The 24,567-nt window shown below is 68.7% G+C and carries 24 protein-coding genes, 1 tRNA gene, 1 pseudogene and 1 riboswitch; of the genes and pseudogenes, 11 read left to right on the top strand and 15 right to left on the bottom strand.

Going from position 1 to position 24,567, the window contains the following annotated elements; translation table 11 throughout:
• Positions 1 to 92 precede the first annotated feature (92 nt).
• The 3 genes from recJ to AQY21_RS25620 all read right to left on the bottom strand — a co-directional run bounded on the left by recJ (position 93) and on the right by AQY21_RS25620 (position 3,195).
• A complete protein-coding gene (gene recJ, locus AQY21_RS25610) occupies positions 93 to 1,847 on the bottom strand; it encodes a single-stranded-DNA-specific exonuclease RecJ (protein WP_058100408.1) in 1,755 nt (584 codons plus the stop codon).
• A 49-nt stretch (positions 1,848 to 1,896) separates the two neighbouring features.
• Positions 1,897 to 2,862 (bottom strand): class II fructose-bisphosphatase, encoded by a 966-nt coding sequence (glpX, locus tag AQY21_RS25615; protein ID WP_058100409.1) that lies wholly within the window; start codon positions 2,860 to 2,862, stop codon positions 1,897 to 1,899.
• 81 nt (positions 2,863 to 2,943) lie between these two features.
• The gene (locus AQY21_RS25620) at positions 2,944 to 3,195 is read right to left on the bottom strand and encodes a BolA family transcriptional regulator (RefSeq protein WP_058100410.1); all 252 of its coding nucleotides are present in this window, start codon (positions 3,193 to 3,195) and stop codon (positions 2,944 to 2,946) included.
• 69 nt (positions 3,196 to 3,264) lie between these two features.
• On the opposite strand from AQY21_RS25620, the gene AQY21_RS25625 reads away from it, so the two are divergent.
• On the top strand, positions 3,265 to 3,891 hold the full coding sequence (locus tag AQY21_RS25625) for a J domain-containing protein (protein ID WP_058100411.1): 627 nt from the start codon (positions 3,265 to 3,267) through the stop codon (positions 3,889 to 3,891).
• 173 nt (positions 3,892 to 4,064) lie between these two features.
• On the opposite strand, the gene metK is transcribed toward AQY21_RS25625, so the two are convergent.
• From metK to AQY21_RS25640, 3 genes and pseudogenes are all read right to left on the bottom strand, one after another.
• Positions 4,065 to 5,231, bottom strand: a complete 1,167-nt coding sequence (metK, locus tag AQY21_RS25630) for a methionine adenosyltransferase (RefSeq protein ID WP_058100412.1) — start codon at positions 5,229 to 5,231, stop codon at positions 4,065 to 4,067.
• A 5-nt stretch (positions 5,232 to 5,236) separates the two neighbouring features.
• Positions 5,237 to 5,285: riboswitch (SAM-SAH riboswitch) on the bottom strand.
• Between the two features lie 31 nt (positions 5,286 to 5,316).
• Positions 5,317 to 6,858, bottom strand: coding sequence for an apolipoprotein N-acyltransferase (gene lnt / locus AQY21_RS25635; protein WP_058100413.1), 1,542 nt, complete (start codon positions 6,856 to 6,858; stop codon positions 5,317 to 5,319).
• Positions 6,859 to 7,490: 632 nt separating this feature from the next.
• A pseudogene (locus tag AQY21_RS25640) lies at positions 7,491 to 8,952 on the bottom strand (DEAD/DEAH box helicase); the annotation flags it as partial.
• A gap of 282 nt (positions 8,953 to 9,234) precedes the next feature.
• Here AQY21_RS25640 and argS point away from each other — a divergent pair.
• From argS to AQY21_RS25670, 6 genes are all read left to right on the top strand, one after another.
• Positions 9,235 to 10,980, top strand: a complete 1,746-nt coding sequence (argS, locus tag AQY21_RS25645; protein ID WP_058100415.1) for an arginine--tRNA ligase — start codon at positions 9,235 to 9,237, stop codon at positions 10,978 to 10,980.
• A gap of 68 nt (positions 10,981 to 11,048) precedes the next feature.
• On the top strand, positions 11,049 to 12,203 hold the full coding sequence (locus AQY21_RS25650) for an SPOR domain-containing protein (RefSeq protein WP_058100416.1): 1,155 nt from the start codon (positions 11,049 to 11,051) through the stop codon (positions 12,201 to 12,203).
• Positions 12,204 to 12,212: 9 nt separating this feature from the next.
• Positions 12,213 to 13,199 carry a beta-N-acetylhexosaminidase gene (gene nagZ / locus AQY21_RS25655; protein ID WP_058100417.1) on the top strand — a complete coding sequence of 329 codons (987 nt, stop codon included), beginning with the start codon at positions 12,213 to 12,215 and terminating at the stop codon, positions 13,197 to 13,199.
• Between the two features lie 60 nt (positions 13,200 to 13,259).
• Positions 13,260 to 14,099, top strand: a complete 840-nt coding sequence (locus AQY21_RS25660; RefSeq protein ID WP_082658268.1) for a ScpA family protein — start codon at positions 13,260 to 13,262, stop codon at positions 14,097 to 14,099.
• Complete coding sequence (gene scpB / locus AQY21_RS25665) at positions 14,096 to 14,758, top strand: SMC-Scp complex subunit ScpB (protein ID WP_058100418.1); 663 nt, start codon at positions 14,096 to 14,098, stop codon at positions 14,756 to 14,758. The genes AQY21_RS25660 and scpB overlap by 4 nt, the downstream gene beginning before the upstream one ends.
• 42 nt (positions 14,759 to 14,800) lie before the next feature.
• Complete coding sequence (locus AQY21_RS25670; RefSeq protein ID WP_238986907.1) at positions 14,801 to 14,971, top strand: hypothetical protein; 171 nt, start codon at positions 14,801 to 14,803, stop codon at positions 14,969 to 14,971.
• An 84-nt stretch (positions 14,972 to 15,055) separates the two neighbouring features.
• Here the strand turns inward: AQY21_RS25670 and AQY21_RS25675 are convergent, their stop codons facing one another.
• From AQY21_RS25675 to ihfA, 4 genes are all read right to left on the bottom strand, one after another.
• Positions 15,056 to 16,123 (bottom strand): 2'-deoxycytidine 5'-triphosphate deaminase, encoded by a 1,068-nt coding sequence (locus AQY21_RS25675; RefSeq protein ID WP_058100420.1) that lies wholly within the window; start codon positions 16,121 to 16,123, stop codon positions 15,056 to 15,058.
• A 60-nt stretch (positions 16,124 to 16,183) separates the two neighbouring features.
• Positions 16,184 to 16,261: transfer RNA gene (locus AQY21_RS25680), tRNA-Pro, on the bottom strand.
• A 124-nt stretch (positions 16,262 to 16,385) separates the two neighbouring features.
• A complete protein-coding gene (locus AQY21_RS25685) occupies positions 16,386 to 16,985 on the bottom strand; it encodes a MerR family transcriptional regulator (RefSeq protein WP_058100421.1) in 600 nt (199 codons plus the stop codon).
• The gene (gene ihfA, locus AQY21_RS25690) at positions 16,985 to 17,293 is read right to left on the bottom strand and encodes an integration host factor subunit alpha (RefSeq protein ID WP_011748157.1); all 309 of its coding nucleotides are present in this window, start codon (positions 17,291 to 17,293) and stop codon (positions 16,985 to 16,987) included. Before ihfA ends, AQY21_RS25685 begins: the two co-directional genes overlap by 1 nt.
• A 213-nt stretch (positions 17,294 to 17,506) precedes the next feature.
• Here ihfA and AQY21_RS25695 point away from each other — a divergent pair, with 213 nt between their 5' ends.
• Positions 17,507 to 17,782 carry a DksA/TraR family C4-type zinc finger protein gene (locus AQY21_RS25695; RefSeq protein WP_058100422.1) on the top strand — a complete coding sequence of 92 codons (276 nt, stop codon included), beginning with the start codon at positions 17,507 to 17,509 and terminating at the stop codon, positions 17,780 to 17,782.
• Positions 17,783 to 17,790: 8 nt separating this feature from the next.
• On the opposite strand, the gene AQY21_RS25700 is transcribed toward AQY21_RS25695, so the two are convergent.
• The 4 genes from AQY21_RS25700 to AQY21_RS25715 all read right to left on the bottom strand — a co-directional run bounded on the left by AQY21_RS25700 (position 17,791) and on the right by AQY21_RS25715 (position 21,213).
• Positions 17,791 to 18,762, bottom strand: coding sequence for a beta-ketoacyl-ACP synthase III (locus AQY21_RS25700; RefSeq protein WP_058100423.1), 972 nt, complete (start codon positions 18,760 to 18,762; stop codon positions 17,791 to 17,793).
• Positions 18,762 to 19,874 carry a phosphate acyltransferase PlsX gene (gene plsX / locus AQY21_RS25705; RefSeq protein ID WP_058100424.1) on the bottom strand — a complete coding sequence of 371 codons (1,113 nt, stop codon included), beginning with the start codon at positions 19,872 to 19,874 and terminating at the stop codon, positions 18,762 to 18,764. The genes AQY21_RS25700 and plsX overlap by 1 nt, the downstream gene beginning before the upstream one ends.
• 17 nt (positions 19,875 to 19,891) lie before the next feature.
• On the bottom strand, positions 19,892 to 20,098 hold the full coding sequence (gene rpmF, locus AQY21_RS25710) for a 50S ribosomal protein L32 (RefSeq protein ID WP_010392407.1): 207 nt from the start codon (positions 20,096 to 20,098) through the stop codon (positions 19,892 to 19,894).
• Positions 20,099 to 20,394: 296 nt separating this feature from the next.
• Positions 20,395 to 21,213, bottom strand: a complete 819-nt coding sequence (locus AQY21_RS25715) for a sulfotransferase family protein (protein WP_058100425.1) — start codon at positions 21,211 to 21,213, stop codon at positions 20,395 to 20,397.
• 156 nt (positions 21,214 to 21,369) lie between these two features.
• Between AQY21_RS25715 and AQY21_RS25720 the strand changes: the two genes are divergently transcribed.
• Together AQY21_RS25720 and AQY21_RS25725 are read left to right on the top strand one after the other, a co-directional pair.
• Positions 21,370 to 22,947 (top strand): DUF5928 domain-containing protein, encoded by a 1,578-nt coding sequence (locus tag AQY21_RS25720; RefSeq protein WP_058100513.1) that lies wholly within the window; start codon positions 21,370 to 21,372, stop codon positions 22,945 to 22,947.
• Positions 22,948 to 22,958: 11 nt separating this feature from the next.
• Positions 22,959 to 23,333, top strand: a complete 375-nt coding sequence (locus AQY21_RS25725) for a histidine triad nucleotide-binding protein (protein WP_058100426.1) — start codon at positions 22,959 to 22,961, stop codon at positions 23,331 to 23,333.
• Here the strand turns inward: AQY21_RS25725 and AQY21_RS25730 are convergent.
• On the bottom strand, positions 23,321 to 24,280 hold the full coding sequence (locus AQY21_RS25730) for an ABC transporter ATP-binding protein (RefSeq protein ID WP_058100427.1): 960 nt from the start codon (positions 24,278 to 24,280) through the stop codon (positions 23,321 to 23,323). The two genes, AQY21_RS25725 and AQY21_RS25730, sit on opposite strands and share 13 nt — an antisense overlap.
• 69 nt (positions 24,281 to 24,349) lie before the next feature.
• Here AQY21_RS25730 and AQY21_RS25735 point away from each other — a divergent pair, with 69 nt between their 5' ends.
• Complete coding sequence (locus tag AQY21_RS25735) at positions 24,350 to 24,538, top strand: zinc-finger domain-containing protein (protein ID WP_058100428.1); 189 nt, start codon at positions 24,350 to 24,352, stop codon at positions 24,536 to 24,538.
• The last annotated feature ends 29 nt before the right edge of the window (positions 24,539 to 24,567 follow it).

Genomic DNA, 24,567 nt, shown 5'->3' on the forward strand with positions numbered 1-24,567 from the left:
CGGCGTGGGGCGGTATTTAGGTTCTCTGCTCGGGGCCTGCAAGCGGAAAAATCACCTCAGCACAAAGTTTTTTCCGGCCGGAGCCGACAGGCTCACCCTGCCGGCGCGGCATCGTCCAGGCGCAGCCGCACCCGCTCGCGCCCGCCCCATTGCGTGAGTTCCAGCTTGCCCGCCAGATGGAAGCGCCGGCCCCTGGCGCCCAGCAGCGCCGGGCCGAGCGGGCCGCTCATCGCGCCCCAGGCCACCGCCTCCAGCGCCGGGCTGCCGGGGCTGCGGAAGCGCAGGCGCAGGTGGCTGTCGCCCATCGCCCCGGCGCTGTCGATCAGCTGCTCGGCAAAGGCAAAGCGCGGCGCCGGCGCGGCCTGGCCGAAGGGGCCGGCGCGCTCCAGCATCTGCATCAGCTCGACCGTGGCGCCCGCGGGGTCCAGCAGCCCCGAGATGCGCAGCTCGCCAGCGCCGGGCCGCTCGGCCATCTCGCGGGCCAGAAGCTGGGACAGCCGCGCCATGGCCTCGGGGATCTTCGCCTCCTCGATGGTCAGCCCGGCCGCCATGGCATGCCCGCCGCCCTTCAGGAGCAGCCCTTCGGCGGCGAGGCGCTGGATGGCGCGGCCCAGATCGACGCCGGGCACCGAGCGGGCCGAGCCCTTGCCGATGCCGCGCTCGATCCCGATCACCACTGAGGGCAGACCGGTCGCCTCCTTCACCCGCGCGGCAACGATGCCGACGACGCCGGGATGCCAGCCGTCGCCCGCCGCCCAGGCGACCAGGCCGTCGCCGGCCCCGGCCTGGGCCCGCGCCTCGACCTGGGCCAGGGCCTCGTCGCGCACCGCGGCCTCGATGGCGCGGCGGTCGCGGTTCAGCGCGTCCAGCTCGGCCGCCAGCCGCTCGGCCTGCCGGCCATCGGTGCAGGACAGGCACAGCGCCCCCAGGTCGGCGCGGCCGACGCGGCCGCCGGCATTGATGCGCGGCCCCAGAAGAAAGCCCAGGTGAAAGGCGTTCGGCGCCGAATCGAGCCGCGCCACGTCCGACAGCGCCACTAGGCCGGGACGCTCGCGCCGGGCCATGATCAGCAGACCCTGCCGCACGAAGGCGCGGTTCACCCCCACCAGCGGCGCCACATCCGCCACCGTCGCCAGCGCCACCAGGTCGAGCAGCGCGATCAGGTCGGGCTGCGGCTGGCCGGACTGGCGCAGCAGGCTGTTGCAGCGCACCAGCGTCAGGAACACCACGCCCGCGGCGCAGAGATGGCCAAGGCTGCCGTCCTCGTCGGCGCGATTCGGGTTCACCACGGCCAGCACCGGGGGCAGGGTCTCGCCGCCTTGGTGGTGGTCCAGCACGATCACGTCGCAGGTCGAGGCCGCCAGGGCATCAAAGCTGAGCGTGCCGCAATCGACGCAGACGATCAGGTCGTGCTCCTGCGACAGCGCCGCGATAGCCGGGGCGTTCGGGCCATAGCCCTCGTCGATGCGGTCGGGGATATAAAGCGTGGCGTCGCGGCCCTGGCGGCGCAGCCAGTCCAGCAGCAGTGCCGCCGAGGCGCCGCCATCCACGTCGTAATCGGCGAAGATGGCGATGCGCTGGCCGGCCAGCACGGCGGCGACCAGCCGCTCGGCGGCCTTGTCCATGTCGCGCAGGCTCAGGGGATCTGGCAGCAGGTCGCGCAGCTTGGGATCGAGGTAAAGCGGCGCCTCATGCGCGGGCACGCCGCGCGCGGCCAGCACCCGGCTGACGGGCAGGGGCAGGCGGCTGTCCTGGGCCAGCGCCTCGGCGGCGCGTTCCAGCATGGCATCGGGACCGCGCCAGAGACGGCCGGTCAGCGAGGATTCTACGGAAAGAAAGGCGGTCATGCGGGCTTCATCCCCCATGACCGCCCGCTGTTCAAGCCTGTCTGGCCGCTTACTTGATCGGGTTGCGATAGATCATGCGCCGCACCGATCCGGTTTTCGAGCGCATCAGGATGGTCTCGGTTTGCAGGTAATGCGGCTCGCGCTTGACGCCGGCGACGATCGAGCCGTTGGTGACACCGGTCGCGGCAAAGATCACGTCGGCGGTGACCATCTCGTCGCGCGAATAGATGCGGTCCAGGTCGGTGATGCCGGCCTTGGCGGCGCGCGCTTTCTCATCCTCGTTGCGGAACAGGAGCTTGCCCCACATCTGACCGCCCATGCATTTCAGCGCCGAGGCAGCCAGAACCCCCTCGGGGGCGCCGCCCGAGCCCATATACATGTCGATGCCGGTCAGTTCCGCCTCGGCGCAATGGATCACGCCGGCGACGTCGCCGTCGGTGATCAGGCGGATGGCCGCGCCGGTCGAGCGTACCTCGGCCACCAGATCCTCGTGCCGGGGCCGCTCCAGGATGCAGACGGTGATGTCGCTGTCCTTGACGCCGCCCGCCTTGGCCAGCGCCCGCACCCGTTCGGAGGGCGACATGTCCAGGCTGACCACGTCCTTGGGATAGCCGGGGCCGATGGCGAGCTTTTCCATATAGACATCGGGCGCATGCAGCAGCGTGCCGCGAGGCGCCATGGCGATCACGGTCAGCGCGTTCGGCATGTCCTTGGCGGTCAGCGTGGTGCCCTCCAGCGGGTCGAGCGCGATATCGACGGCGGGCCCCTGACCGGTGCCGACCTCCTCGCCGATGAACAGCATCGGCGCCTCGTCCCGCTCGCCCTCGCCGATGACGACGACGCCCTTGATGTCCAGCATGTTCAGCTGGTCGCGCATCGCGTTCACGGCGGCCTGGTCGGCGGCTTTCTCGTCGCCGCGGCCGATCAGCCGCGCCGAGGCATGGGCGGCCGCCTCGCTGACGCGGGCAAGGCCGAGCGACAGCATGCGATCGTTGAAATCCTTGGGCGAGGTCATGCGGGAATTCCTTGTGCTTTCTGCTTTTCGGGGCTTCTACGCCCGGCGCCCCGGCCGGGCAAGACCGCGCGCGCTAACGGGTCAGTTTTCCGCCAGTTCCAGCGCCAGCGCATGGATGCGCGGCACGATGTCGCCCAAGGTGGCATGCACCAGCCGATGGCGCGCGACATGGCCCAGCCCGGCGAATTGCGGGCTGGCCATGCGGATGCGGAAATGCGTCTCGCCGCCCTCGCGCCAGCCGCCATGACCACGATGAATCTCGCTTTCATCGATAATTTCCAGCCGCGAGGGCTGGAGTTCGGCCAGTCTTTTTCGCATCTCGTCGGCAATCATGCGCTTGCCCCCTTTCATGTCTCGCGAAATAGCCTAAACTGCCTGTCCCGTTCAGGACAAGGCAGGCAGATGAGCAACAGCGACCCGTTCGGATTCGACATTTCCGCGGCTTCGGACAAGAAACGCCGGGCCAAGGGCCGGCGCGGCATGTCCGGCGCCTTCGAGACCTCGAAGCGGATCTGCGACAAGGAAGGCTGCAACCAGCCCGGCCAGTATCGCGCGCCGAAATCGCCGCGGGCGCTGGACGAATATTACTGGTTCTGCAAGGACCACGTGCGCGAATACAACCTGAACTGGAACTATTTCCAGGGCCAGTCCGAGGCCGAGTTCCAGGAGTTCCTGGACAATGCCACGGTTTGGGAACGGCCGACCAAGCCCTTCGGCCGCGCCGCGCAGGAGCAGAAATGGGCCCGCCACGGCATCGACGATCCGCTGGAGATCCTGGGCGCGAACGGCACCAATCCCGAGCTGCGCAAGGCTGCGACCCGGAAACTGCCGCCCACCGAGCGCCGGGCGCTGGAGATCCTCGAGGCCAAGGAAACCTGGACCCGGGCCGAGATCCGCAAGCAATACAAGTCCCTGGTCAAGGATCTTCATCCCGATATGAACGGCGGTGATCGCTCGGACGAAGATCGCCTTCAGGAAGTGGTCTGGGCTTGGGACCAGATCAAGGACAGCCGCAGCTTCAAGGATTGAGGAATGGGGGCTTTGCGCCCCCACGCCCGTCGTGCAAGCCCGACGGGCTTCCCCCGCAGGATATTTGTCCACGAAAGAAGCAGGGCGAAGCTCGGGCGCGACCTCCTGGCTTCTTCCGTGCCGAAATATCCTGGGGGAGCGCGGAACGCGCGGGGGCGAAGCCCCCGGCTGCCTTACAGCTCGCGCTTGATCGCCTCGGCCAGATCGGTCCGTTCCCAGGAGAAGCCGCCATCGGCCTCGGGGGTGCGGCCGAAATGGCCGTAGGCAGCGGTGCGGCGATAGATCGGGCGGCAGAGCGCCAGATGCTCGCGGATGCCGCGCGGCGTCAGGTCCATGGCGCGCGAGACGGCGCGCTCGATCTCGGCCTCGGGGATCTCGCTGGTGCCGAAGGTATCGGCATAGATCGACAGCGGCTTCGCCACGCCGATGGCATAGGAGAGCTGGATCACGCAGCGCTTCGCCAGGCCCGCCGCGACCACGTTCTTGGCCAGGTAGCGCGCGGCATAGGCGGCAGAGCGGTCGACCTTGGTCGGGTCCTTGCCCGAGAAGGCGCCGCCGCCATGCGGGGCCGCGCCGCCATAGGTATCGACGATGATCTTGCGCCCGGTCAGGCCGGCGTCGCCGTCCGGCCCGCCGATGACGAAGGTGCCCGTCGGGTTCACCCACCATTCCGTGCGCTCGGTCAGCCACCCCTCGGGCAGCACCTCGCGGATATAGGGCTCGACGATGGCGCGGATGTCGTCCGAGGTCTGCGTCTCGTCCTTGTGCTGGTGCGACAGCACCAGGCTGGTGATCTCGACCGGCTTGCCGTTTTCGTAGCGCAGGCTCAACTGGGATTTCGCATCCGGCCCCAGCGTCGGCTCGGCGCCGGATTTGCGCGCCTCGGCCAGGCGGCGCAGGATGGCATGGGCATACTGGATCGGCGCGGGCATCAATTCCGGCGTCTCGTCCACGGCATAGCCGAACATGATGCCCTGGTCGCCGGCGCCGTCGCGGTCGACGCCCTGGCTGATATGGGCGGATTGCTCGTGCAGGTAGTTGTGGACATGGCAGGTGTTCCAGTGGAACTTTTCCTGCTCATAGCCGATGTCGCGGATGGTGTCGCGGGCGATTTCGGCGATGCTGCCCATGTATTCGCCCAGCTTCTTCTTGTCGCTCAGCCCGATCTCGCCGCCGATGACGACCGTGCCGGTGGTCGCGAAAGCCTCGCAGGCGACGCGGGCGGCCGGGTCCTCGGCCAGAAGCGCGTCCAGAACCGCATCCGAGATCTGGTCGCATAACTTGTCGGGGTGGCCCTCGGAGACGGATTCCGAGGTGAACACATAGTCCTGTCTGGCCATGAAGATGCTCCGTTGGAATGACGCCGCCACGCCAGGAAGCCGTTGTGACGGTCAGGCGAAGCGTTAGTGGACGCGCCCGTCGCCGTCAACTGCGCAACGTGGCGCGGTGCCTCGTCGCGGCGATGAGCAGGAAGGCCGCCAGCGCCAGCGCCACGGCCGGCCAGTCGCCCCAGCGCGACCAGGGCGTGGGCGGCAGCGCGCCGGGCAATGCCGCGTCGATGCGGCCGGCGCGGTTCAACCCCAGCGTGGCGCGAAGCCCCCCGCGTGCGTCGATTACCGCCGAGACGCCGGTATTGGCGGCCCGCATCAGCGGCAGGCCCGATTCGATGGTGCGCAGCCGGGCCTGCGCCAGATGCTGCCACGGCCCAGAAAGCTGGCCGAACCAAGCATCGTTGGTGACTTGCAAGAGCCAGTCCGGACGGTTCTCGCCGGCGATCAGGTGATGGGCGAACACGGCCTCGTAGCAGATCAGCGGCTGCATCGGCGGCAGGCCGGGCAGGCGCATGACCTGCGGCCCCGGCCCGGCCGAATAGCCGAAACCGTGCTGCGCGGCAAAGGCGCGGATGCCGAACTGCGCCATCATGTCGCCCCAAGGCGTGTATTCGCCAAAGGGAACCAGATGGAACTTGTCGTAGACGGGGCCGATTCCGGCGGCCGAGAATTCGGTCAGGCTGTTGAAATAGCGGCTGCCCTCGACCCGCTGGATGCCAAGGATCACCGGGGTGCCGACATAGGCGGCGATCTCCTTCGGGGCGGTGCCGGATTGCTCGAGCAGGAAGTTCACCGCCGTTTCGGGCCAGATCACCGCATCGGGCGGCGGCACATCGGCGTCGCGCACGGCCGACAGGTCGAGCAGGCGGCGGAAGAACACCTCGGACCAGAAGGGATCCCATTTCAGCGCCTGGGTGGCGTCGGGCTGGATCAGGCGCAGGCGCAGGCCGGTATCGGGCGGCAGGGGCTGGGCCAGGCGCGCAAGCCCCGCGCTCCAGGCGGTGGCGACGACCAGCACGGCAAGAACCGTGCCGGGTAGTGCCGGGAACCGGCCGGCCCGGTGAAAGCACAGGGGCAGGGCGGCGGCCAGCATGGTCAGGCCCGACAGCCCGATCGCGCCAAAGGTCGCCGCGACCTGCCCGGCGGGGGTGTCGATCCAGACATGGCCAGTCAGCGCCCAGGGCAGGCCGGTGAAGATCCAGCCCCGCATCCAGTCCGACAGCACCAGCAGCGCCGCGAAGCCCAGCCCCTGCCCGGGGAAGCCGGGGGCGAGGCGGGCGCCGAGCCAGGCCGGGACGGTCCAGAACAGCGCCCCGCCTGCCGCCATGAAGACCAGCGCGAAAGGAGCCATCCAGCCATAGATCTCGGGCTCGACCAGGAAAGGCTCGACGATCCAGGACATCGCCAGCGCGAAATGCCCCAGCCCGGCGGCAAAGCCATGCCAGGCGGCGGCGCGGGCCGTTGCGGCATGGGCGATCTGCCGGCAGAGCAGCGCCAGCGCCAGCAGGGTCAGCGGCCAGAGATCCCAGGGCGCCTGACCCAGCGCCGCCATGGCGCCCAATCCCACGCCGAGAACGAGGCTCGTCCAGGACGGGCGCCCGCGCTGCGAGGATGGCGTGAAGGCCGGGAAGGCCATGGAACCGGCTCAGGCCCCGGCGATGGTATCGTCCGGGCTCGGCGCCGCATCGGCGCCGGGTTCTTCGCTGCCGAGAGCTTCCGCCTTGGCCGCCTTGGTCTTGCGGGGTGCACGGGGCTTGGCCGGCTTCTTTGCCGGTTTGCGCGCGGGCTTGGCGGCGGGCTCGGCTTCGGCGGGGACCTCGGCCTGCCCGGCCTCGGGTTGTGCGACCTCCGCCTGCACCTCCGGAACCTCGGGAGCGGGAGCCTCCAGCTCGGCCTTGGCCTTGGGCGTGCGCGGCTTGCGCTTGCGGACAGGCTTTTCCTTGGCTTCGGGTTCGGCGGTTACGGCCGGCTCGGCAGGGGCTGCCACGGCAGGTTCGGCAGAGGCCGCGGCTTCCGGTGCCGGCTCCGACACGACTTCGGCCGGCTGCGCGGCGGCAGGTTCGGTCGAGGGTTGGTCTTCGGCGACCGGCTCGGCCTGGGCCTCGGTCCCGGCAGGCGGTTCGGAGATGGCGGTCTCGGCAGGGGGAGCAGGGGGTGCGGCCGGCTCGGGCTCGGGGCGGGCTTGCTGCGCCGGGGCCGCGGCGACGTGATCGCGCAGGGGCGCTGCGACGGTTTCCTCGGTCGGCGCGTCCTCGGCGGGTTCGGTGAAGCCCGGGCGGAAGCTGCGGGTCAGGAACTCGGGCACGTGGTCGCCCATGCCCATGACCGGATGGCGGTCGGTGCGGCGATCCTCGCGCCGGTCGTGACGCTCGCCATGGCGTTCGCGACGCTCGTCGCGGGGCGCGCGGTCGTGCCGGCGTTCGGCCTGTTCGACGGGCTTGACCTCGGCGCGCGGCTCATGGGCGGGACGCTGCTCGCTGTCGTCGCGGCGGCCCCGGCGGTCGCGGTCGCGACCGCGTTCCTTGCGGCCGCCCTCGCGCGCGGGGCGGGGCGCGCCCTGGGCGGCGGTGGAGAGCGTGAACCCTTCCGGGACCGGGGCGCGGGGCAAGGTCTGCTTGACCAGCGATTCGATGGCGCCGAGATATTTCTCGTCCGCCGGCGTCGCGATCGAGATCGCCGTGCCCTGGCGGCCGGCGCGGCCGGTGCGGCCGATGCGGTGGACATAGTCCTCGGCATGGCTGGGCAGGTCGAAGTTGAACACATGGCTGACCGCCGGGATGTCGAGCCCGCGCGCCGCCACGTCCGAGGCGATCAGGAAGCGCAGCGTGCCTTCGCGGAACCCGTCCAGCGTCGCCATGCGGTGGCGCTGGTCCAGGTCGCCATGGATCGGCGCAGCGTCGAAGCCATGCGCCTTGAGCGACTTGGCGACGATGTCCACCTCGGTCTTGCGGTTGCAGAAGATGATGGCGTTCTTCAGCCCCTCGCCCTCGGCCCGGATCAGGGCGCGCAGCAATTCGCGCTTTTGCTTGGCGGTCTGGTCGCGGCGGGTGGGGGTGATCTCGACCAGCTTCTGGGTGATGGTCTCGCTGGTGGTGGCCTGGCGTGCCACCTCGATGCGCTCGGGCGCATGCAGGAAGGTGTCGGTGATGCGCTCGATCTCGGGCGCCATGGTGGCGCTGAAGAACAGCGTCTGCCGGGTGAAGGGCGTCAGCTGGAAGATCCGCTCGATGTCGGGGATGAAGCCCATGTCGAGCATCCGGTCCGCCTCGTCCACCACCATGATCTGCACGCCGGTCAGCAGAAGCTTGCCGCGCTCGAAATGGTCGAGCAGCCGGCCGGGCGTGGCGATCAGCACGTCGACGCCGCGGTCGATCAGCTTGTCCTGTTCGCCGAAGGAGACGCCGCCGATCAGCAGCGCCTTGGTCAGCCGAGTATGCTTGGCATAGATGTCGAAGTTCTCGGCCACCTGGGCGGCGAGTTCGCGCGTCGGGCACAGCACCAGCGACCGCGGCATCCGCGCGCGGGCGCGGCCCCGGCCCAGGAGCGTGATCATCGGCAGGGTGAAGCTGGCGGTCTTGCCGGTGCCGGTCTGGGCGATGCCCAGCACGTCGCGGCCTTCCAGCGCCGGGGGAATCGCCCCCGCCTGGATCGGCGTGGGGGTTTCATACCCCGCCTCGGCGATGGCTTTCAGGACCTTGGGGTCGAGCTTCAGATCGGAAAATTTGGTCATTCAGGGCTTTCGTATCAATGCGCGGAACCAGCCCGCGCCGTGCTTGCGTCCATCGCCGCCCATCCCGGAAACCGGGGCTTCGCGGCGGTTCGGGACGCAATTTCCGCACGCCCCTTGCCTTGCCTGCCGGATGCAGACAGCGCGGACCTAGCCGAAAACCCGCTCTGCGTCAATCTGATGCGGCTTTTTCGTCTTGCAGACCGGCCTTGCGTCCGAAAGCCGGCCCGGTTGACGGCCCCCTCGGGCAGGCGCTATCCCCGTGCGATCTTACGGATGGAAGCCATGAACCTCTTTTCGGATATCCGCGCGCTGGTGATCGGCGCGCTGGCGCAGATGGAACAGGCGGGCGAGCTGCCTGCGGGACTCGACACCGCCAATGTGACGGTCGAGCCGCCCCGGGACGCCGCGCATGGCGACATGGCCACCAATGCCGCCATGGTGCTGGCCAAGCCGGCCGGGAAAAAGCCGCGCGACATCGCCGAGGCGCTGGCCGCCCGCCTTGCCGCCGATCCCCGCATCGCCTCGGCCGAGGTGGCGGGGCCGGGCTTCCTGAACCTGCGCCTGGCGCCGGCCGAATGGCAGGGGGTGCTGCGTGCCGCGCTGACCGAGGGCGCGGATTACGGCCGTTCCGACATGGGCAGAGGCCAGCGGATCAACGTGGAATTCGTCTCGGCCAACCCGACCGGGCCGATGCATGTCGGCCACACCCGCGGCGCGGTCTTCGGCGATGCGCTGGCGGCGCTGCTGGATTTCTCGGGCCACGAGGTCACGCGCGAATACTATATCAACGACGGCGGCGCCCAGGTCGATGTGCTGGCCCGTTCCGCCTATGAACGCTACCGCGAGGCCAACGGGCTGGAACCCGAGATTCGCGAGGGGCTCTATCCCGGCGACTACCTGATCCCGGTGGGCGAGGCGCTGAAGGCGAAATACGGCACCAGCCTGCTCGACAAGCCGGAATCGGAATGGCTGGCCGAGCTGCGCGACTTCGCCACTGCGGCGATGATGGACATGATCCGCGAGGATCTGGCGCTGCTCAACGTCCATATGGATGTGTTCTCCAGCGAGAAGGCGCTTTACGGCACCGGCCGGATCGAGGCCGCGATCGAGCGGCTGCGCCAGCAGGGCCTGATCTATGAAGGCGTTCTGGAGCCGCCCAAGGGCAAGACCCCAGAAGATTGGGAACCGCGCGAGCAGACGCTGTTCCGTTCCACCGTCCATGGCGACGACGTGGACCGGCCGGTAAAGAAATCGGACGGTTCCTGGACCTATTTCGCCCCCGACATCGCCTATCACTGGGACAAGATCGAGCGCGGCTTCGACGCGCTGATCGACGTGTTCGGCGCCGATCATGGCGGCTATGTCAAGCGCATGACCGCGGCGGTCAAGGCGCTGTCGAACGGCCGGGTGCCGCTGGACGTCAAGCTGATCCAGCTGGTCAAGCTGTTCAAGAACGGCGAGCCCTTCAAGATGTCCAAGCGCGCCGGCACCTTCGTCACCCTGCGCGACGTGGTCGAGCAGGCGGGCGCGGACGTGACCCGCTTCCACATGCTGACGCGCAAGAACGACGCGGCGCTGGATTTCGACTTCGCGCGTGTGCTGGAGCAGTCCAAGGACAACCCGGTCTGGTATGTGCAATATGCCAGCGCCCGGGTGAACTCGGTGCTGAACAAGGCCGCCGAGATGGGCGTCGATACCTCGGATGCCGGGCTGGCCCGGGCCGATTTGGCCCGGCTATCGCATCCGGCCGAGCTGGAACTGGCCAAGAAAGTTGCAGAATGGCCACGCACCGTCGAAATCGCCGCCCGCGCGCATGAGCCGCATCGGATCGCGTTTTTCCTCTATGACATCGCCTCCGAGCTGCATTCGCTGTGGAACCGCGGCAATGACGAGCCGTCGCTGCGCTTCCTGCAAGAGGGCGATCCGGCGGCCATGGCGGCGAAAATCGCGCTGGTGCGGTCCGTTGGCGTTGTCATTTCGGCCGGTCTTGGTATCTTGGGGGTGACTCCGGCCAAGGAAATGCGCTGAAAAACGGCGCTCTGCCGGGGACGAGCAGATAAACGAGCAGCGTCGGAACAACCGGCAGGCAGGCAGGAATGACGGTAGTAGATTTCCGCTCCTCGGGCGGGTTTGACGGGGCGCAGCCGGGCAGGCTGTCGCATGACTATCCCCATGCCGAGGGGCAGCAGGGCTATGCTGACGATTGGCCGGATGAAGGCTGGGACGAACAGCACTATCACACCCCTGCCGAGGCGTTGACCGATTCGCCCTCGCTTCTGGGGCGGATCACGCGGCTGACGCATTACCTGGGCGCGCTGGTCTCGGTCGGGCTGATCGTGATTCTGGCGGTCTGGGGCTACAAGCTGGTGGTGCGCGACGTCTCGGGCGTGCCGGTCATCCGCGCCATCGAAGGCGAGGCCCGTACCGCCCCCGACAATCCGGGGGGCGAACTCACCGACCGCACCGGCCTGGCCGTGAATTCGGTCGCTGCCGGGGCCGAGACCGCGGCGGTGGACCGCGTGGCCATCGCGCCGCCCGCTACCCCGCTCGAGGACCAGGACGTGCCCATGGGCGAGCTGGGCGCCACCGCGCAAGAGCCCTCGCACCCGGTCGAACTGCCGCTGATGGATGAAACCGCCCGCGTCATCGCTCGTCCCGACGGCGAGATCCTGGCCGAACCCGATCCGGCCGCGGAATCCGTCGCCAATGCGGTGATCTCGGATGCCCCGGCCGCCGAGGCGCCGGTGAACGAGGCGGTGACCGACCTTGCCGGCAACGAGACGCGCGACATCGCCATCACCACGGCGCTGGCCGAGGCCGGTGCGGCGCCGGTTCCCGGTGCCATCGCGCAATCGGCGCGTCCCGCGCCGCGCCCACGCCGTCTGGCCGCCGCGCCTGTGGTGGCGAGCGATGCCGCCCCGACGCCCGCGCCTGCGGCCGCCGAAAGCCGCCCCGCCGCTGCGCCCGAAACCCCGGCGCCGGCCCCGGCTCAGGTCGCCTCCGGCGCGCCGCTGGTGCAGATCGGCGCCTTCGACAGCGATGCGCTGGCACGGGGCGAATGGAACCGCGTCTCGGGCAAGTTCGGCGCGCTGTTCGCCGGCAAGGGCATGGTGGTTCAGGAGCACAAGGCCAATGGCCGCACCTTCTGGCGCCTGCGCGCCGCCGGCTTCGCCTCGCGCGACGAGGCGCGCCGCTTCTGCGCGGCGCTGATCGCCGAGGGCGTGGACTGCATTCCCGCTGCGGCGAAGTGAGCCGCTGACATGACCAGCGCCACCATCCTGGGCGGCATCGCCGGCCCGGAGTTGAGCCGGGCCGAGCGCGATTTCTTCCGCGCCGCCGATCCCTGGGGCTTCATCCTGTTCGCACGCAATGTCGATACGCCGGACCGCCTGCGCCGGCTGACCGCCGAATTGCGTGAGACGCTAGGCCGCAACGCCCCGGTGCTGATCGACCAGGAGGGCGGCCGGGTCCAGCGCATGCGCGCGCCGCATTGGACCGACTGGCCGGCGCCGCTGGACCAGGCCGGGCGCGGCGAGCGCGCGATCTGGCTGCACCATCACCTGCTGGCGCAGGAACTGCGCGCCGTGGGCATCGACGCCGATTGCGCCCCGGTGCTGGATATCGCCCGCGACGACACTCATCCCTTCCTGAAGAACCGCTGCCTCGGTTCGGATGCCGATACGGTGATCCGGTTGGGGCGGGCCGCCGCGCAGGCGATGCTGGCCGCCGGGGTGCTGCCAGTGATCAAGCACATGCCGGGCCATGGCCGGGCGCGGGTGGACAGCCACAAGGACCTGCCGGTGGTCGAGGCTGCGCTGGACGAGCTGCGCGCCACGGATTTCGCCCCGTTCCGCGCGCTGGCCGACCTGCCCATGGCGATGACCGCGCATATCCGCTTTACCGCCATCGACGATGCACCAGCCACCGCCTCGTCCGCCGTGATCGACTTGATCCGGCGCGAGATCGGCTTCGACGGGCTGCTGATGTCGGACGATATCGGCATGCAGGCGCTGTCTGGCAGCCCGGCCGAGCGCGCCGCCGCCACCATCGCCGCGGGCTGCGACCTGGTGCTGTCCTGCAACGAGACGCCGGCGCAGATGGAAGAGATCGTCGCCGCTGCCGGGACCATGGCGCCGCGCGCCGTCGCGCGGGCCGAGGCGGCGCTGGCCCTGCGCCGCGCGCCGCTGGCCGAGGATACTGCCGTGCTGCGGGCCGAACTGGCGGCGCTTGGCGGGCTGGCGGCCTGATCGGTTGACTAAGCCCGGTCCATGGCGGATTCTGCGCAGATTCTCTTGCCCGGACGCGTCATGACCAAGGTACCCTACCTGACCCCCGTGCCCGACCCGGACCCTGAGCGGGACCCGGCGCCGCATCTGCCAGGGTTCGCGCCGCAAGCCGTGGCCGAGCGGTGCGCCGAGGAGGTGCTGGTCGTCGATGTTTCCGGCTTCGAGGGGCCGCTGGACCTGCTGCTGACGCTGTCGCGCACGCAGAAGGTCGACCTGATGCAGGTCTCGGTGCTGGAGCTCGCCGACCAGTATCTGGCCTTCGTCGAGGAGGCGCGGGCGCTGCGCATCGAGCTGGCGGCCGATTACCTGGTCATGGCGGCCTGGCTTGCCTATCTGAAATCGCGGCTGCTGCTGCCGCCAGACCCCGAGGCTGAGGGGCCGAGCGCCGAGGAAATGGCCGCCCATTTGGCCTTCCAGCTCGAGCGGCTGAACGCCATGCGCGAGGCGGCGGCGCGGCTGATGGCCCGCAACCGGCTGGGGCAGGACCGTTTTGCGCGTGGCGCGCCCGAGACCGTCGCCCGGCAGTGCCAGGTCGCCTGGCAGGCCGGGCTGATCGACCTGATGCGCGCCTATGCCCGGCTGCGCACCCGCGACGAGTTCCGCCCCTATGCCTTCGACCGCCGCGACGTGCTGACCATGGAGCAGGCGCTGGACCGGGTGCGCGGGCTGATCGGCTTTGCCGGCGACTGGACCGAGCTTGCCGCCTTCCTGCCCGACGGCTGGGAGGCCGATCCGCAGCGCCGCCGCTCGGCCACCGCGGCGACCTTTGCCGCGACGCTGGAACTGGCGCGTCAGGGTGCGCTGGAGATCAGCCAGGCCGGGACCTTTGCCCCGATCACCATCCGCAGGCGCCCGCAATGAGCCAGGACGACACCGCCCCCGACCTGCAGCGTTTCCCCCCGCCGCCGCTGGCCGAGCAGGAGCGCATGGTCGAGGCGATCCTGTTCGCCTCGGCCGAGCCGATGAGCCAGCGCGAGATCGCCGCGCGCCTACCGGCCGGCTGCGATGCGGGTGAGGCGCTGCGCGCGCTGCGCGCCCGCTATGAGGGGCGGGGGGTGCAGCTTGCGCGTGTGGGCGATGCCTGGGCCTTTCGCACCGCCGCCGATCTGGGTTTCCTGATGCAGGAAAGCGTTGTCGAAAGCCGCCGCCTGTCGCGCGCCGCCACCGAGACGCTGGCGATCATCGCCTATCACCAGCCCGTCACCCGTGCCGAGATCGAGGAGATTCGCGGCGTCGCCGTCAGCCGCGGCACGCTGGACCAATTGATCGAGCTGGACTGGGTTCGCATCGGTCGCCGCCGCCAGACCCCCGGCCGACCGGTGACCTTCGTGGTGACCGAGACCTTCCTGGATCATTTCGGACTGGAAAGCGCCCGCGACCTGCCGGGGCTGGCCGAGTTGCGTGCTGCCGGCCTGCTGGAGTCGCGCCCGCCCGGGGAGGGCCTGGCGCCCGGCCTGTTCGGCGAGGAGGACGCCGAGGACGCCGGGAGCATGGCGGAGGATCTGTTCGAAGATGAGTGAAGAATTGATTTTAAAACCATGAATATCAATAATTTTGTTGCCTTGATCGCGCGTATGGCGGCCGACCGGCTGATGAACTGGGGCATCCGTCGGGCGAATGCGCCGAAACCGGGCGCGCGCCGGACCCCTCAGCAGCAGAGCCACGAAAAGGCCATGCGCGAGGCGGTCAAGCGCGCCCGTCAGGCGGCGCGCATCACCCGGCGGATGCAATAAGGGGGGCTCTGCCCCCGTCGCGCTGGCGCGCGACTCCCCCCGGGATATTTGGACACGAAAGAAAACGCAGGGCGGGGCGGCGATTCAGGCGAATTGCTTGGCCAGCTTGAGGCCCTGGCCCTGGTAGTTCGAGGCGATGCCGCTGCCGTAGAGCCGTTCCGGCCGGGCGGCCATCCGCTCGTAGACCAGTCGGCCGACGACCTGGCCGTGCTCCAGCGCGAAGGGGGCCTCGTGGCAGCGCACCTCGAGGACGCCGCGTGCGCCCCGGCCCGCGCTGCCGTGGCCGAAGCCCGGGTCGAAGAAGCCGGCGTAATGCACCCGGAACTCGCCCACCATGGCCAGATAGGGTGCCATTTCGGCAGCGTAATCAGGCGGGATGGCCACCGCCTCGCGGCTGACCAGGATATAGAAGGCGCCGGGGTCGAGAATCAGCTGGCCGTCGGTGGTGCGCAGCTCGTCCCAGAAGTCGCGGGCCTGGTAGGCGCCGATGCGGTCGAGGTCGATCACCCCGCTATGCGGCCGGGCGCGGTAGCCGACCAGGTCGCCCGCCTCGGGGCGCAGGTCGACCGAGAAGCCCAAGCCATCGTCGATCAGCGCCTCGCCCGTCACCAGCGGCTCGCGCGCGTGCAGGTTGCGCAACTCGGTATCCGACAGCACGGCCTGGCCCTGGCGCAGCCGCAACTGGTTCAACCGCATGCCGGGCCGCACCAGCACCGAGAAGCTGCGCGGGCAGATCTCGGCATAGATCGGGCCGTCATAGCCTTCGGGCAGCCGGTCGAACTCGGTGCCCTCGTCCGTGACCAGCCGGGTCAGCAGGTCGAGCCGGCCGGTCGAGCTTTTGGCATTGGCCACCGCGTCGAGGCCGGCGGGCAGCGTCAGGCGCTCCATCAGCGGCACCAGGTAGACGCAGCCCTTTTCCAGCACGGCACCGTCGGTGAGGTCCATGCGATGCATCTCGAAATCCCGGAGCCGGTCGCTGACCCTGCGCCCGCGCCCGGCCAGGAACGAGGCGCGCAGCCGCCAGGCGGTGGCGCCCAGCCGCAGGTCGAGGCTGGCGGGCTGGACCTGTTCGGGCAAGATCGGCTGGTCCGCCGAGATCGCGCCGCTTGCGATCAGCTGGCGCAGGGACGTATCGGGAAGCACACCGTTCACGCGAAACCCTTTCGGCAAAAGGAAACGCCCACCCCCGGACAGGGATGGGCGTTTTCGGAATGGTCGGGCCGGCGAGATTCGAACTCGCGGCCTTCCGCCCCCCAGACGGACGCGCTAACCAGGCTGCGCCACGGCCCGACGAGGGGCATATAGAGCGAAGCGGGCCGCCAGCACAAGGGGAGAAGGGCGGAAATTTCGGCAAGATTCTCGATTGCTGTGGATAGACTGCTGCCGAGGGCGGGAAAGCGGCCGGCCATGCGCGTCAGAGCGCGGTCGACAGCGCGTCACGCAGGGATTTCGCCTGCACAGGCAGGGGCTTGCCCTGCAATTCGTGCTGGCGCAGCGCCAGCGCGGTGGCCACCAGGCGGCTGAGCCAGTCCGGCTCGGGCCGCGACGCGTGGCCTGGATCGAGCGCCACGAAAAGCGGCAACGATTCGGCGTGTTCGGGCCGGGGGCGGGCCGGCTTCGGCGCGGATCGGGACGGGGTGGGCGCAGCCGGTCCGTCCGAGCCGGGCAGGGCCAAGCGCACCGCCGGGCCAGGGGCGGAAGGGCGTTCGGCGGGGCCGACATCGCCCAGGGTCTCGCCGAGCCGGGCAGCGCCGATCTCGCGCAGCGCGGCGCCGCGGTCGGCGGCGATCAGCCGCTTGGCGCCGCGGATGCTGAGCCCTTCCTCGCGCATGACCTGGCAGAGGCCAGCGGCTAGCCGGACGTCGTCCGGCCGGTAATAGCGGCGGCCGTCGGCGCGCTTCACGGGTGCAAGCTGCGTGAATTGCGATTCCCAATAGCGCAGCACATGCGGCGCGACGCCCACGAGGCGCGAGACCTCTCCGATGGACCTGAAGGCGTCGGGCGACTTGCTCATCAGCCCTTGCGCCTGTTCCCCGCCGCGACGCGATCCTTCATCAGATGCGAGGGGCGGAAGGACAGCACCCGGCGCGGCGTGATCGGCACTTCCTCGCCGGTCTTGGGGTTGCGGCCGATGCGTTCGTTCTTGTCGCGGACCGAAAACGTGCCGAAGGACGAGATCTTGACCTGCTCGCCGCGCACCAGCGCATCGGAGATATGGCCAAGCACGCTTTCGACGAGTTGGGCCGATTCGTGGCGGGACAGACCCACCTCACGGAACACGGCCTCGGCCAGGTCCATGCGGGTCAGGGTAGAGTCGCTCATCTCGGAAACCTCTTGAATGGTGCGAAGGATGATTTCTTTACGGCGCCGAGTCAACAACCCCCGCCCGATTCCGTTCCCTCATCGGCCGATTTTGTCCCGCATTATTCGCGCCTTATCCGCAAGGCCCCGCGCATGGCACCCAATGCCCTGCTTGGAAGCGCGGCAATTCGTGCCTATCTTCATGGCTGGAAAGGCAAGCAGGACGGGACTGACATGGCTGGCGGCTGGGCGCGCGACGATGCGGTGAACGAACAGATCGAGGTTTCGACGCAAGAGGCGATCGAGCGGATGCGGCTGCGCAATGCGCAGCGCGGCGACCGGGAAAGTGCCGCGTTCTGCGAGGAATGCGACGAGCCGATCCCCGAGGCGCGGCGGCAGGCGATTCCCGGCGTGCGGCTGTGCGTGAACTGCCAGTCGGGCCGGGACAGGGCCTGGCGTCCCGACGCCGGAATCAACCGGCGCGGATCGAAGGATTCGCAGCTGAAATAAGGGTTTGCCTACCAGCGCAGCACGACCGAGCCCCAAGCGAGGCCGCCGCCGATGGCCTCGGCCACCACCACGTCGCCGGGCTTGAAGCGGCCCTGGGCATTGGCCACCGACAGGGCCAGCGGGATCGAGGCAGCCGAGGTATTGCCGTGATCGGCCACCGTCAGCACCACCTTCTCCATCGGCAGGTGCATGCGCTTGGCCGTGGCCTCGATGATGCGCAGGTTGGCCTGGTGCGGCACCAGCCAATCCACCTGATCGGTGTTCAGCCCGGCGCGGTCCAGCGCGCGATGCGCGGTGTCGGCCAGCTTCTCGACCGCATGGCGGAACACCAGGTTGCCCTGCATGCGCAGATGCCCGGCCGTGCCGGTCGAGGCGACGCCGCCATCGACATAGAGCAGGTCGCGATATTGCCCGTCGCTGTTCAGGTCGGTGGCGAGGATGCCGCGATCGGCGGAGGTGCCCTGACCCTCGGCGGCCTCCAGCACCACGGCGCCGGCGCCGTCACCGAACAGCACGCAGGTGCCGCGGTCGGTCCAGTCCATGATGCGGCTGAAGGTCTCGGCCCCGATCAGCAGGACGCGATCCGCAAGCCCGGCGCGGATCATCGCATCGGCATTGGCCAGGGCATAGACGAAGCCGGCGCAGACTGCTTGCAGGTCATAGGCGAAGCCATGCCGCATGCCCAGCCCGGCCTGCACCATGGTCGCGACCGAGGGGAAGGTCAGGTCGGGGGTCGAGGTGGCCACGATCACCGCGTCGATCTGCCCGGCCTCAAGGCCGGAATCGGCCAGCGCGGCCTGCGCCGCCAGGATGCCCAGGTCGCTGGTGCGCTGCTCCTCGGCGGCGAAATGGCGCCGCTCGATGCCGGTGCGGGCGCGGATCCATTCGTCGCTGGTGTCCAGCTTGTCCTCGAACCAGCTGTTCTCGACCACGCGCTCGGGCAGGTAATGGCCGGTTCCCCGGACGATTGCACGCCGCATCAGGACGCCTCGCTTTCCTTGCTGCCGTTGATTTGGCCGGCCGCCGCGACGGATTGCGCCACGCGCGCCGCCAGCCGGTCCTGAAAGCCGGATTGCGCCAGCCGGAAGGCCAGCTTGATCGCCGCCGAGACGCCGGTGGCATCGGCCGAGCCGTGCGATTTCACCACCGTCCCGTTCAGGCCCAGGAAGACGCCGCCATTGACGCGGCGCGGGTCGATACGCTTTTGCAGCCGCTTCAGCGAACCCATGGCCAGAAGCGCCGCGAATCTCGACATCACCGACTTGCCGAAGGCTTCCTTCAGCAGCTCGCCGACCAGCTTCGCCGTGCCCTCGCCGGTCTTCAGCGCCACATTGCCGGTAAAGCCGTCGGTCACGATCACATCGACGCGGGCCGAGGGCAGGTCGCCGCCCTCGACGAAGCCGACATAGTCGAAATTTGCCGCCTGCGCCGTGGTGGGGATCAGCTCATGAGCCTGTTTCAGCTCGGGCCGGCCCTTGTGCTCCTCGGTCCCGACATTCAGCAGGCCGACGCGCGGCCGCTCCAGTCCGAAACCGTTGCGGGCATAGGAGGCGCCCATCAGCGCATAGGTCAGGAGATCCTGCGCATCGGCGCGGATATCGGCGCCGACATCCAGCATGACGTTGAAGCCCTGCGGGTTGCGCGACGGCCAGAGGCAGGCGATGGCGGGGCGGTTCACGCCGGGCAGCTTGCGCAGCCGCAGCATCGACAGCGCCATCAGCGCGCCGGTATTGCCGCAGGAGACGGTGGCGGTCGCCTCGCCCCGGCGCACCGATTCGAGGGCGGACCACATCGAGGTGCCCTCGCCCTTGCGCAGCACCTGGCTGGGCTTGTCGTCCATGGTCACGACGCCGGCGGCGTCGCGAATGTCGCAACGCCGCGCCAGATCGCCGCGCCGGGCGATCAGCCGTTCCAGTTCGGCCTGCGGGCCGTGGACGATGAAGCGGATATCGGGATTTCTCCCGGCGCTCTCGGCCATGCCGGCGATCACCGTCGCCGGGCCGCGGTCGCCGCCCATCGCGTCAACGGAGATCACCACGCCGCCCCCGTCGCCAGGGGCGCGAGGCAGAATGCTGGAATCTGCCGAAGCCATATCCGCGGTCGGTCCGCTCAGGCCGCGTCTTCGTCCAGGTCGACCTCATTGGCCTGCGCCACGACCTCGCGGTCGGCATAATGGCCGCAGGACGGGCAGACGTGATGCGGGCGCTTCAGTTCGCCGCAGTTCGGGCATTCGTTCGGGTTGCCAGCGACGAGCGCATCATGCGAACGGCGCATGTTGCGGCGGGAGCGGGTAACTCGGTTCTGAGGGACGGCCATGTCTCAACCTCAAGTGGTTCGGGGGGCAACCCGGCTGGGCGGCCCCGGATTCGGTGTTTCGTATCTGGGGCGGGCATAGGCCACTGGAGCGTGGGCCGCAAGTCGCGAAAACGGGTCGCAGAGCGGGGCCGCGGTCCGGGATTCCCCCGCCGGTCGAATGAACGCGGGAAAATAGCGGGATTTTCGCATTGCGCAAGGGAAATCTGCAAGGGAAGCGGCGCTTGCGCGCCGCTGCCTCCGGCGGGGATATTTGGACACGAAAGAAGCGGGTCTGCGGGCCGGGATGGCGCGACGGTTCAGCGGCCGAGCTTGGCGTGGACCTCGTCCAGGTCGATCTCGTTCTTCGGCAGCTTGTTGTCGGGATCGTCGAAGTCGTATTTGAACAGCTGGAAATCCTTCTTGTAGATTTCCCAGACCAGATGGCGCGACAGGTCGTCGAAATAGGCGCTGGCCTTATGGGCGCGCTTGGGGCCGTGGCCTGCGGATTCGTTGAACTTCGGCACGTCGTTCACGTCGAGCCCGACCGGGGTCGGGGCGGCGTCCAGCACCTTCTGCATGCCCTCGTTGAACTTCTCGGTGAAGAAGATCTGGTCGTAGCGGCCGCCGTTGACGATGAAGGTCGAGATATGGCCCGACATGGCCGACCAGTGGATGTCCGGCTCCATCGGGCGGCGCCAGCGGATGGTGTCGCGAGCGAACAGCAGGAAACGGCGGAAGCTGGCGATCTGGTCGAATTCGAAGCCGTTCTCGGGGCTGCCGACATCGACGCCGTAGCGCTGCATCAGCTGCGGCACCAGGTTGCCGCGATAGCGCTTGCCGTTGCGCTGGATGCCGGCGATCTTGTCGAAGAACGAGGACAAGATGCGCGCATAGGGATTGCGCACGCAGGTGAAGGTCAGCGCCTTGTGCGCCCTGACGTTTTCCTCGATCAGCGGCTGGCTTTCGGGCTGGTTCCACTTGTGCAGCCCGCCGGTGGAATCATGGATGTCGCCGTCGAAATAGCGGCCATGGTCGGAATAGAACATGATCTGTCCGATCGAGGAGCAGGCGCATTTCGGGACGACGCGATAGACCATGCTTTCGCTTTCCGTCATCCAGGTTCCTGGAAAACCCATAACTCTCTTTCCCTTCAAAAACCGCGCCGGCCGGCCGGGACCGCGGCCGGGTTGCCCCTCCGGTCAAAATCGGTAAGGACACAAAGCAAATCGCCGGCAGAGTTTCAACCTGCCGCGAAGCGTTGCCTGCGTGAACCGGACGGGATGGCTATCGAGATGGCGCGTATTGCCTTCATTCTTCTCTGCCACAAGGATCCGAAGGGGGTGGTCGCGCAGGCCCGCCGGCTGACCGCCTCGGGCGATTACGTGTCGATCCATTTCGACGGGCGGGCCAATCCCCGGGATTTCGAGCTGATAAGGGCGGCGCTGGCCGACAATCCCTCGGTCGCCTTTGCGCAACGGCGCTGGAAATGCGGCTGGGGCGAATGGTCGCTGGTCGGCGCCACGCTGGAGGCGGTGCGCGCCGCCGTCGCCGCCTTTCCGCAGGCCACGCATTTCTACATGCTGTCGGGCGATTGCATGCCGATCAAGTCGGCCGAACATGCGCATGGCTTTCTGGATGCCGAGGATTGCGATTACATCGAGAACTTCGATTTCTTCGAATCGGATTGGATCAAGACCGGCTTCAAGGAGGAGCGGCTGATCTATCGCCACTGGTTCAACGAGCGCCGGCGGAAATGGCTGTTCTATGCCAGCTATGACCTGCAAAGGCGATTCGGCCTGGCCCGCAAGGTGCCGGCCGACATCCAGGTCATGATCGGCTCGCAATGGTGGTGCCTGCGCCGCCAGACCGTCGAGAAGGTGCTGGATTTCTGCGCCAGCCGCCCGGATGTGATGCGCTTCTTCTCGACCACCTGGATCCCGGACGAGACCTTCTTCCAGACCGTGGTGCCGCATGTCGTGCCGCGCAAGGAGATCCGCTCGCGCACCCTGACCTATTTGATCTTCACCGATTACGGCATGCCGGTGACGTTCTACAACGACCATTACGACCTGCTCATGGGGCAGGACTACCTGTTCGCCCGCAAGATCAGCCCCGAGGCGATCCGGCTGCGCGAGCGGCTGGGTGCGCTCTGGGCTGCCTCGGGCGTGCATTTCCCGATCTCGAACGAGGCGACCGGGCTGTTTCGTTTCCTGACCGCGCGCGGCCGGGTCGGGCGGCGGTTCGGCCAGCGGTTCTGGGAGGCCGAGGGCAGCCTGGGCCGGGCCAATTCGCTGCTGCTGGTGGTGGCCAAGAAATGGCATGTCGCCAAGCGGCTGACCGCGGCGATCCGGGCGCATACCCCGATTCCGGCGGTGGATTTCGTCTTCAACGAGCACGAGGCGCATCTGCCCGATCTGGGCGGCGTCGAGACCACGGTCGAAAAGCGCGACCGGCACCGCCGGGCGCTGATCCGGCTGCTGTTCCAGCATTTCGAATCGCACCGGCTGGTGCTGTGCCTGGATCCTTCGGCGCTGCACCTGATTCAGGATCTGACCTCGGACAAGGCCGATACCCGCATTCTGCTGGTCGATTCCGAATTCGACGACGATTATCTGCGCGGTCACATCGCCCGCGTCGGGCTGGCCGGTGCCGAGACCGCGCCCGAGGTGATCGAGCGGCTGCTGCCCACGGTGCGCGCCGATCTGGAACACGAGGCCGAGCGGCTGCGCGACATGGATTTCGCCGGCTTCCATTCCGTCGCGCCCTGGCGGCCGTGCCAGGAGAATGCCGCGCAGCTGGCGCGTTTCCTGGACGTGCCGGCCGAGATCGCGCTGACGCTTGCCAAGACCGACTACCTGTTCAGCGATTGAGGAGAGAGAGCATGCCCGCCTATGACGACAGCAACATCTTCGCCCGCATCCTGCGCGGCGAGATCCCCAATGACACGGTGTTGGAGACCGAGCATACGCTGGTCTTTCGCGACATCCGGCCGCAGGCGCCGGTGCATGTACTGGTGATCCCCAAGGGCGCCTATGTCAGCTATGACGATTTCGCCGCCCATGCCTCGGAGGCCGAGATCGTGGATTTCCACCGCGCCATCGCCAAGGTGACCCGTGAGCTGGGCGTGGCGCTGGAGGGCGGGCTGGGTTTTCGCGCCATCACCAATGCCGGGCCGGACGGCGTGCAGGAGGTGCCGCATTTCCACATGCACATCCTGGGCGGCCGGCCCATGGGCCGGATGGTTCAGCCGGGCTGAGGCGCCGGGCGCGAGGTCAGCTGGACGAAGACATCCTCGAGGTCCGGCGCCTCGACCGCGAGGTCGCGAATCGGCAGGCGGGCGGCGCGCAGCGCGTCGATCAGCCCGTCCGTCGGAATGCGCGAGGGCGCATAGCTGAGCGCCAGCCGGCCGTCCTCGCGCCGCTCGGCCCGCACGCCCTCGGGCAGGGCGGGCAGGCTGCGGGCCTCGCCGGTATCGACCACCAGCGTCTTGGAATCGGCGCGGCCGAGCAGGGCGGCGGTATCCTCGCACAGGATCAGCTCGCCATGGTCGATGATGGCGATGCGGTCGCACATCTCCTCGGCCTCTTCCAGGTAATGCGTGGTCAGGATGATGGTCATGCCCTGGTCATTCAGCTTGCGCACATTGCGCCACAGCATCTCGCGCAGCTGGATGTCGACGCCCGCCGTCGGTTCGTCCAGCACCAGGATCTGCGGCCGGTGGACCAGCGCCTTGGCGAGCAGCAGGCGTCGCTTCATGCCGCCCGACAGGTGGCGCGAATAGCTTTCCGCCTGTTCGGTCAGCCCGACCAGTTCCAGGAGTTCGTCGGTCCAGCGCTCGCGCTTCGGCACGCCGTAGAGCCCGGCCTGCACCTCGAGGCTGGCGCGGGGGGTCAGGAACGGGTCGATGTTGAGTTCCTGCGGCATGACGCCGATGGCGGCGCGGGACTGGCGCGGGTTCACGTCCTGGTCGAAGCCCCAGATCCTGACCTTGCCCGAGCTTTTGCGCACCAGCCCGGCCAGGATGTTGATCGTGGTCGACTTGCCGGCGCCGTTCGGTCCCAGGAGCCCGAAGATCGAGCCGGCGGGAATCGCCAGGTCCAGACCTTTCAGCGCCTGTTTCGCGGGCGCCTTGCCCGCGGCGGCATAGGTCTTGGTCAGGCCGCTGATTTCGATGGCATTCGGGCTTTGCTCTGGGGCTGGCATCGGCTCTTGGCGTTCATTATGATCGCCGCCGGTTTAACCCCGTTTGTCGTCAAAGCTCAAGGAACCGCCATGACCATTCCGGCCCCCGAGATCCAGACCGTCACCTCCTGGAAGGTCGCCTGCGACGGCGACGAGGCGCGGGGCCTGGGCCATCCGCGCGTCTGGCTGGCCATTCCGCGGGACACCGGCTGGGTCGAATGCGGCTATTGCGACAAGCGTTTCGTGATCGACCGCGAGCACGCGCACGAGGATCACTGAGGCCCGGCTGCGACGGGAGCTTTCCGAGG

Source organism: Paracoccus sp. MKU1 (assembly GCF_001447385.1).
Lineage (GTDB): Bacteria > Pseudomonadota > Alphaproteobacteria > Rhodobacterales > Rhodobacteraceae > Paracoccus.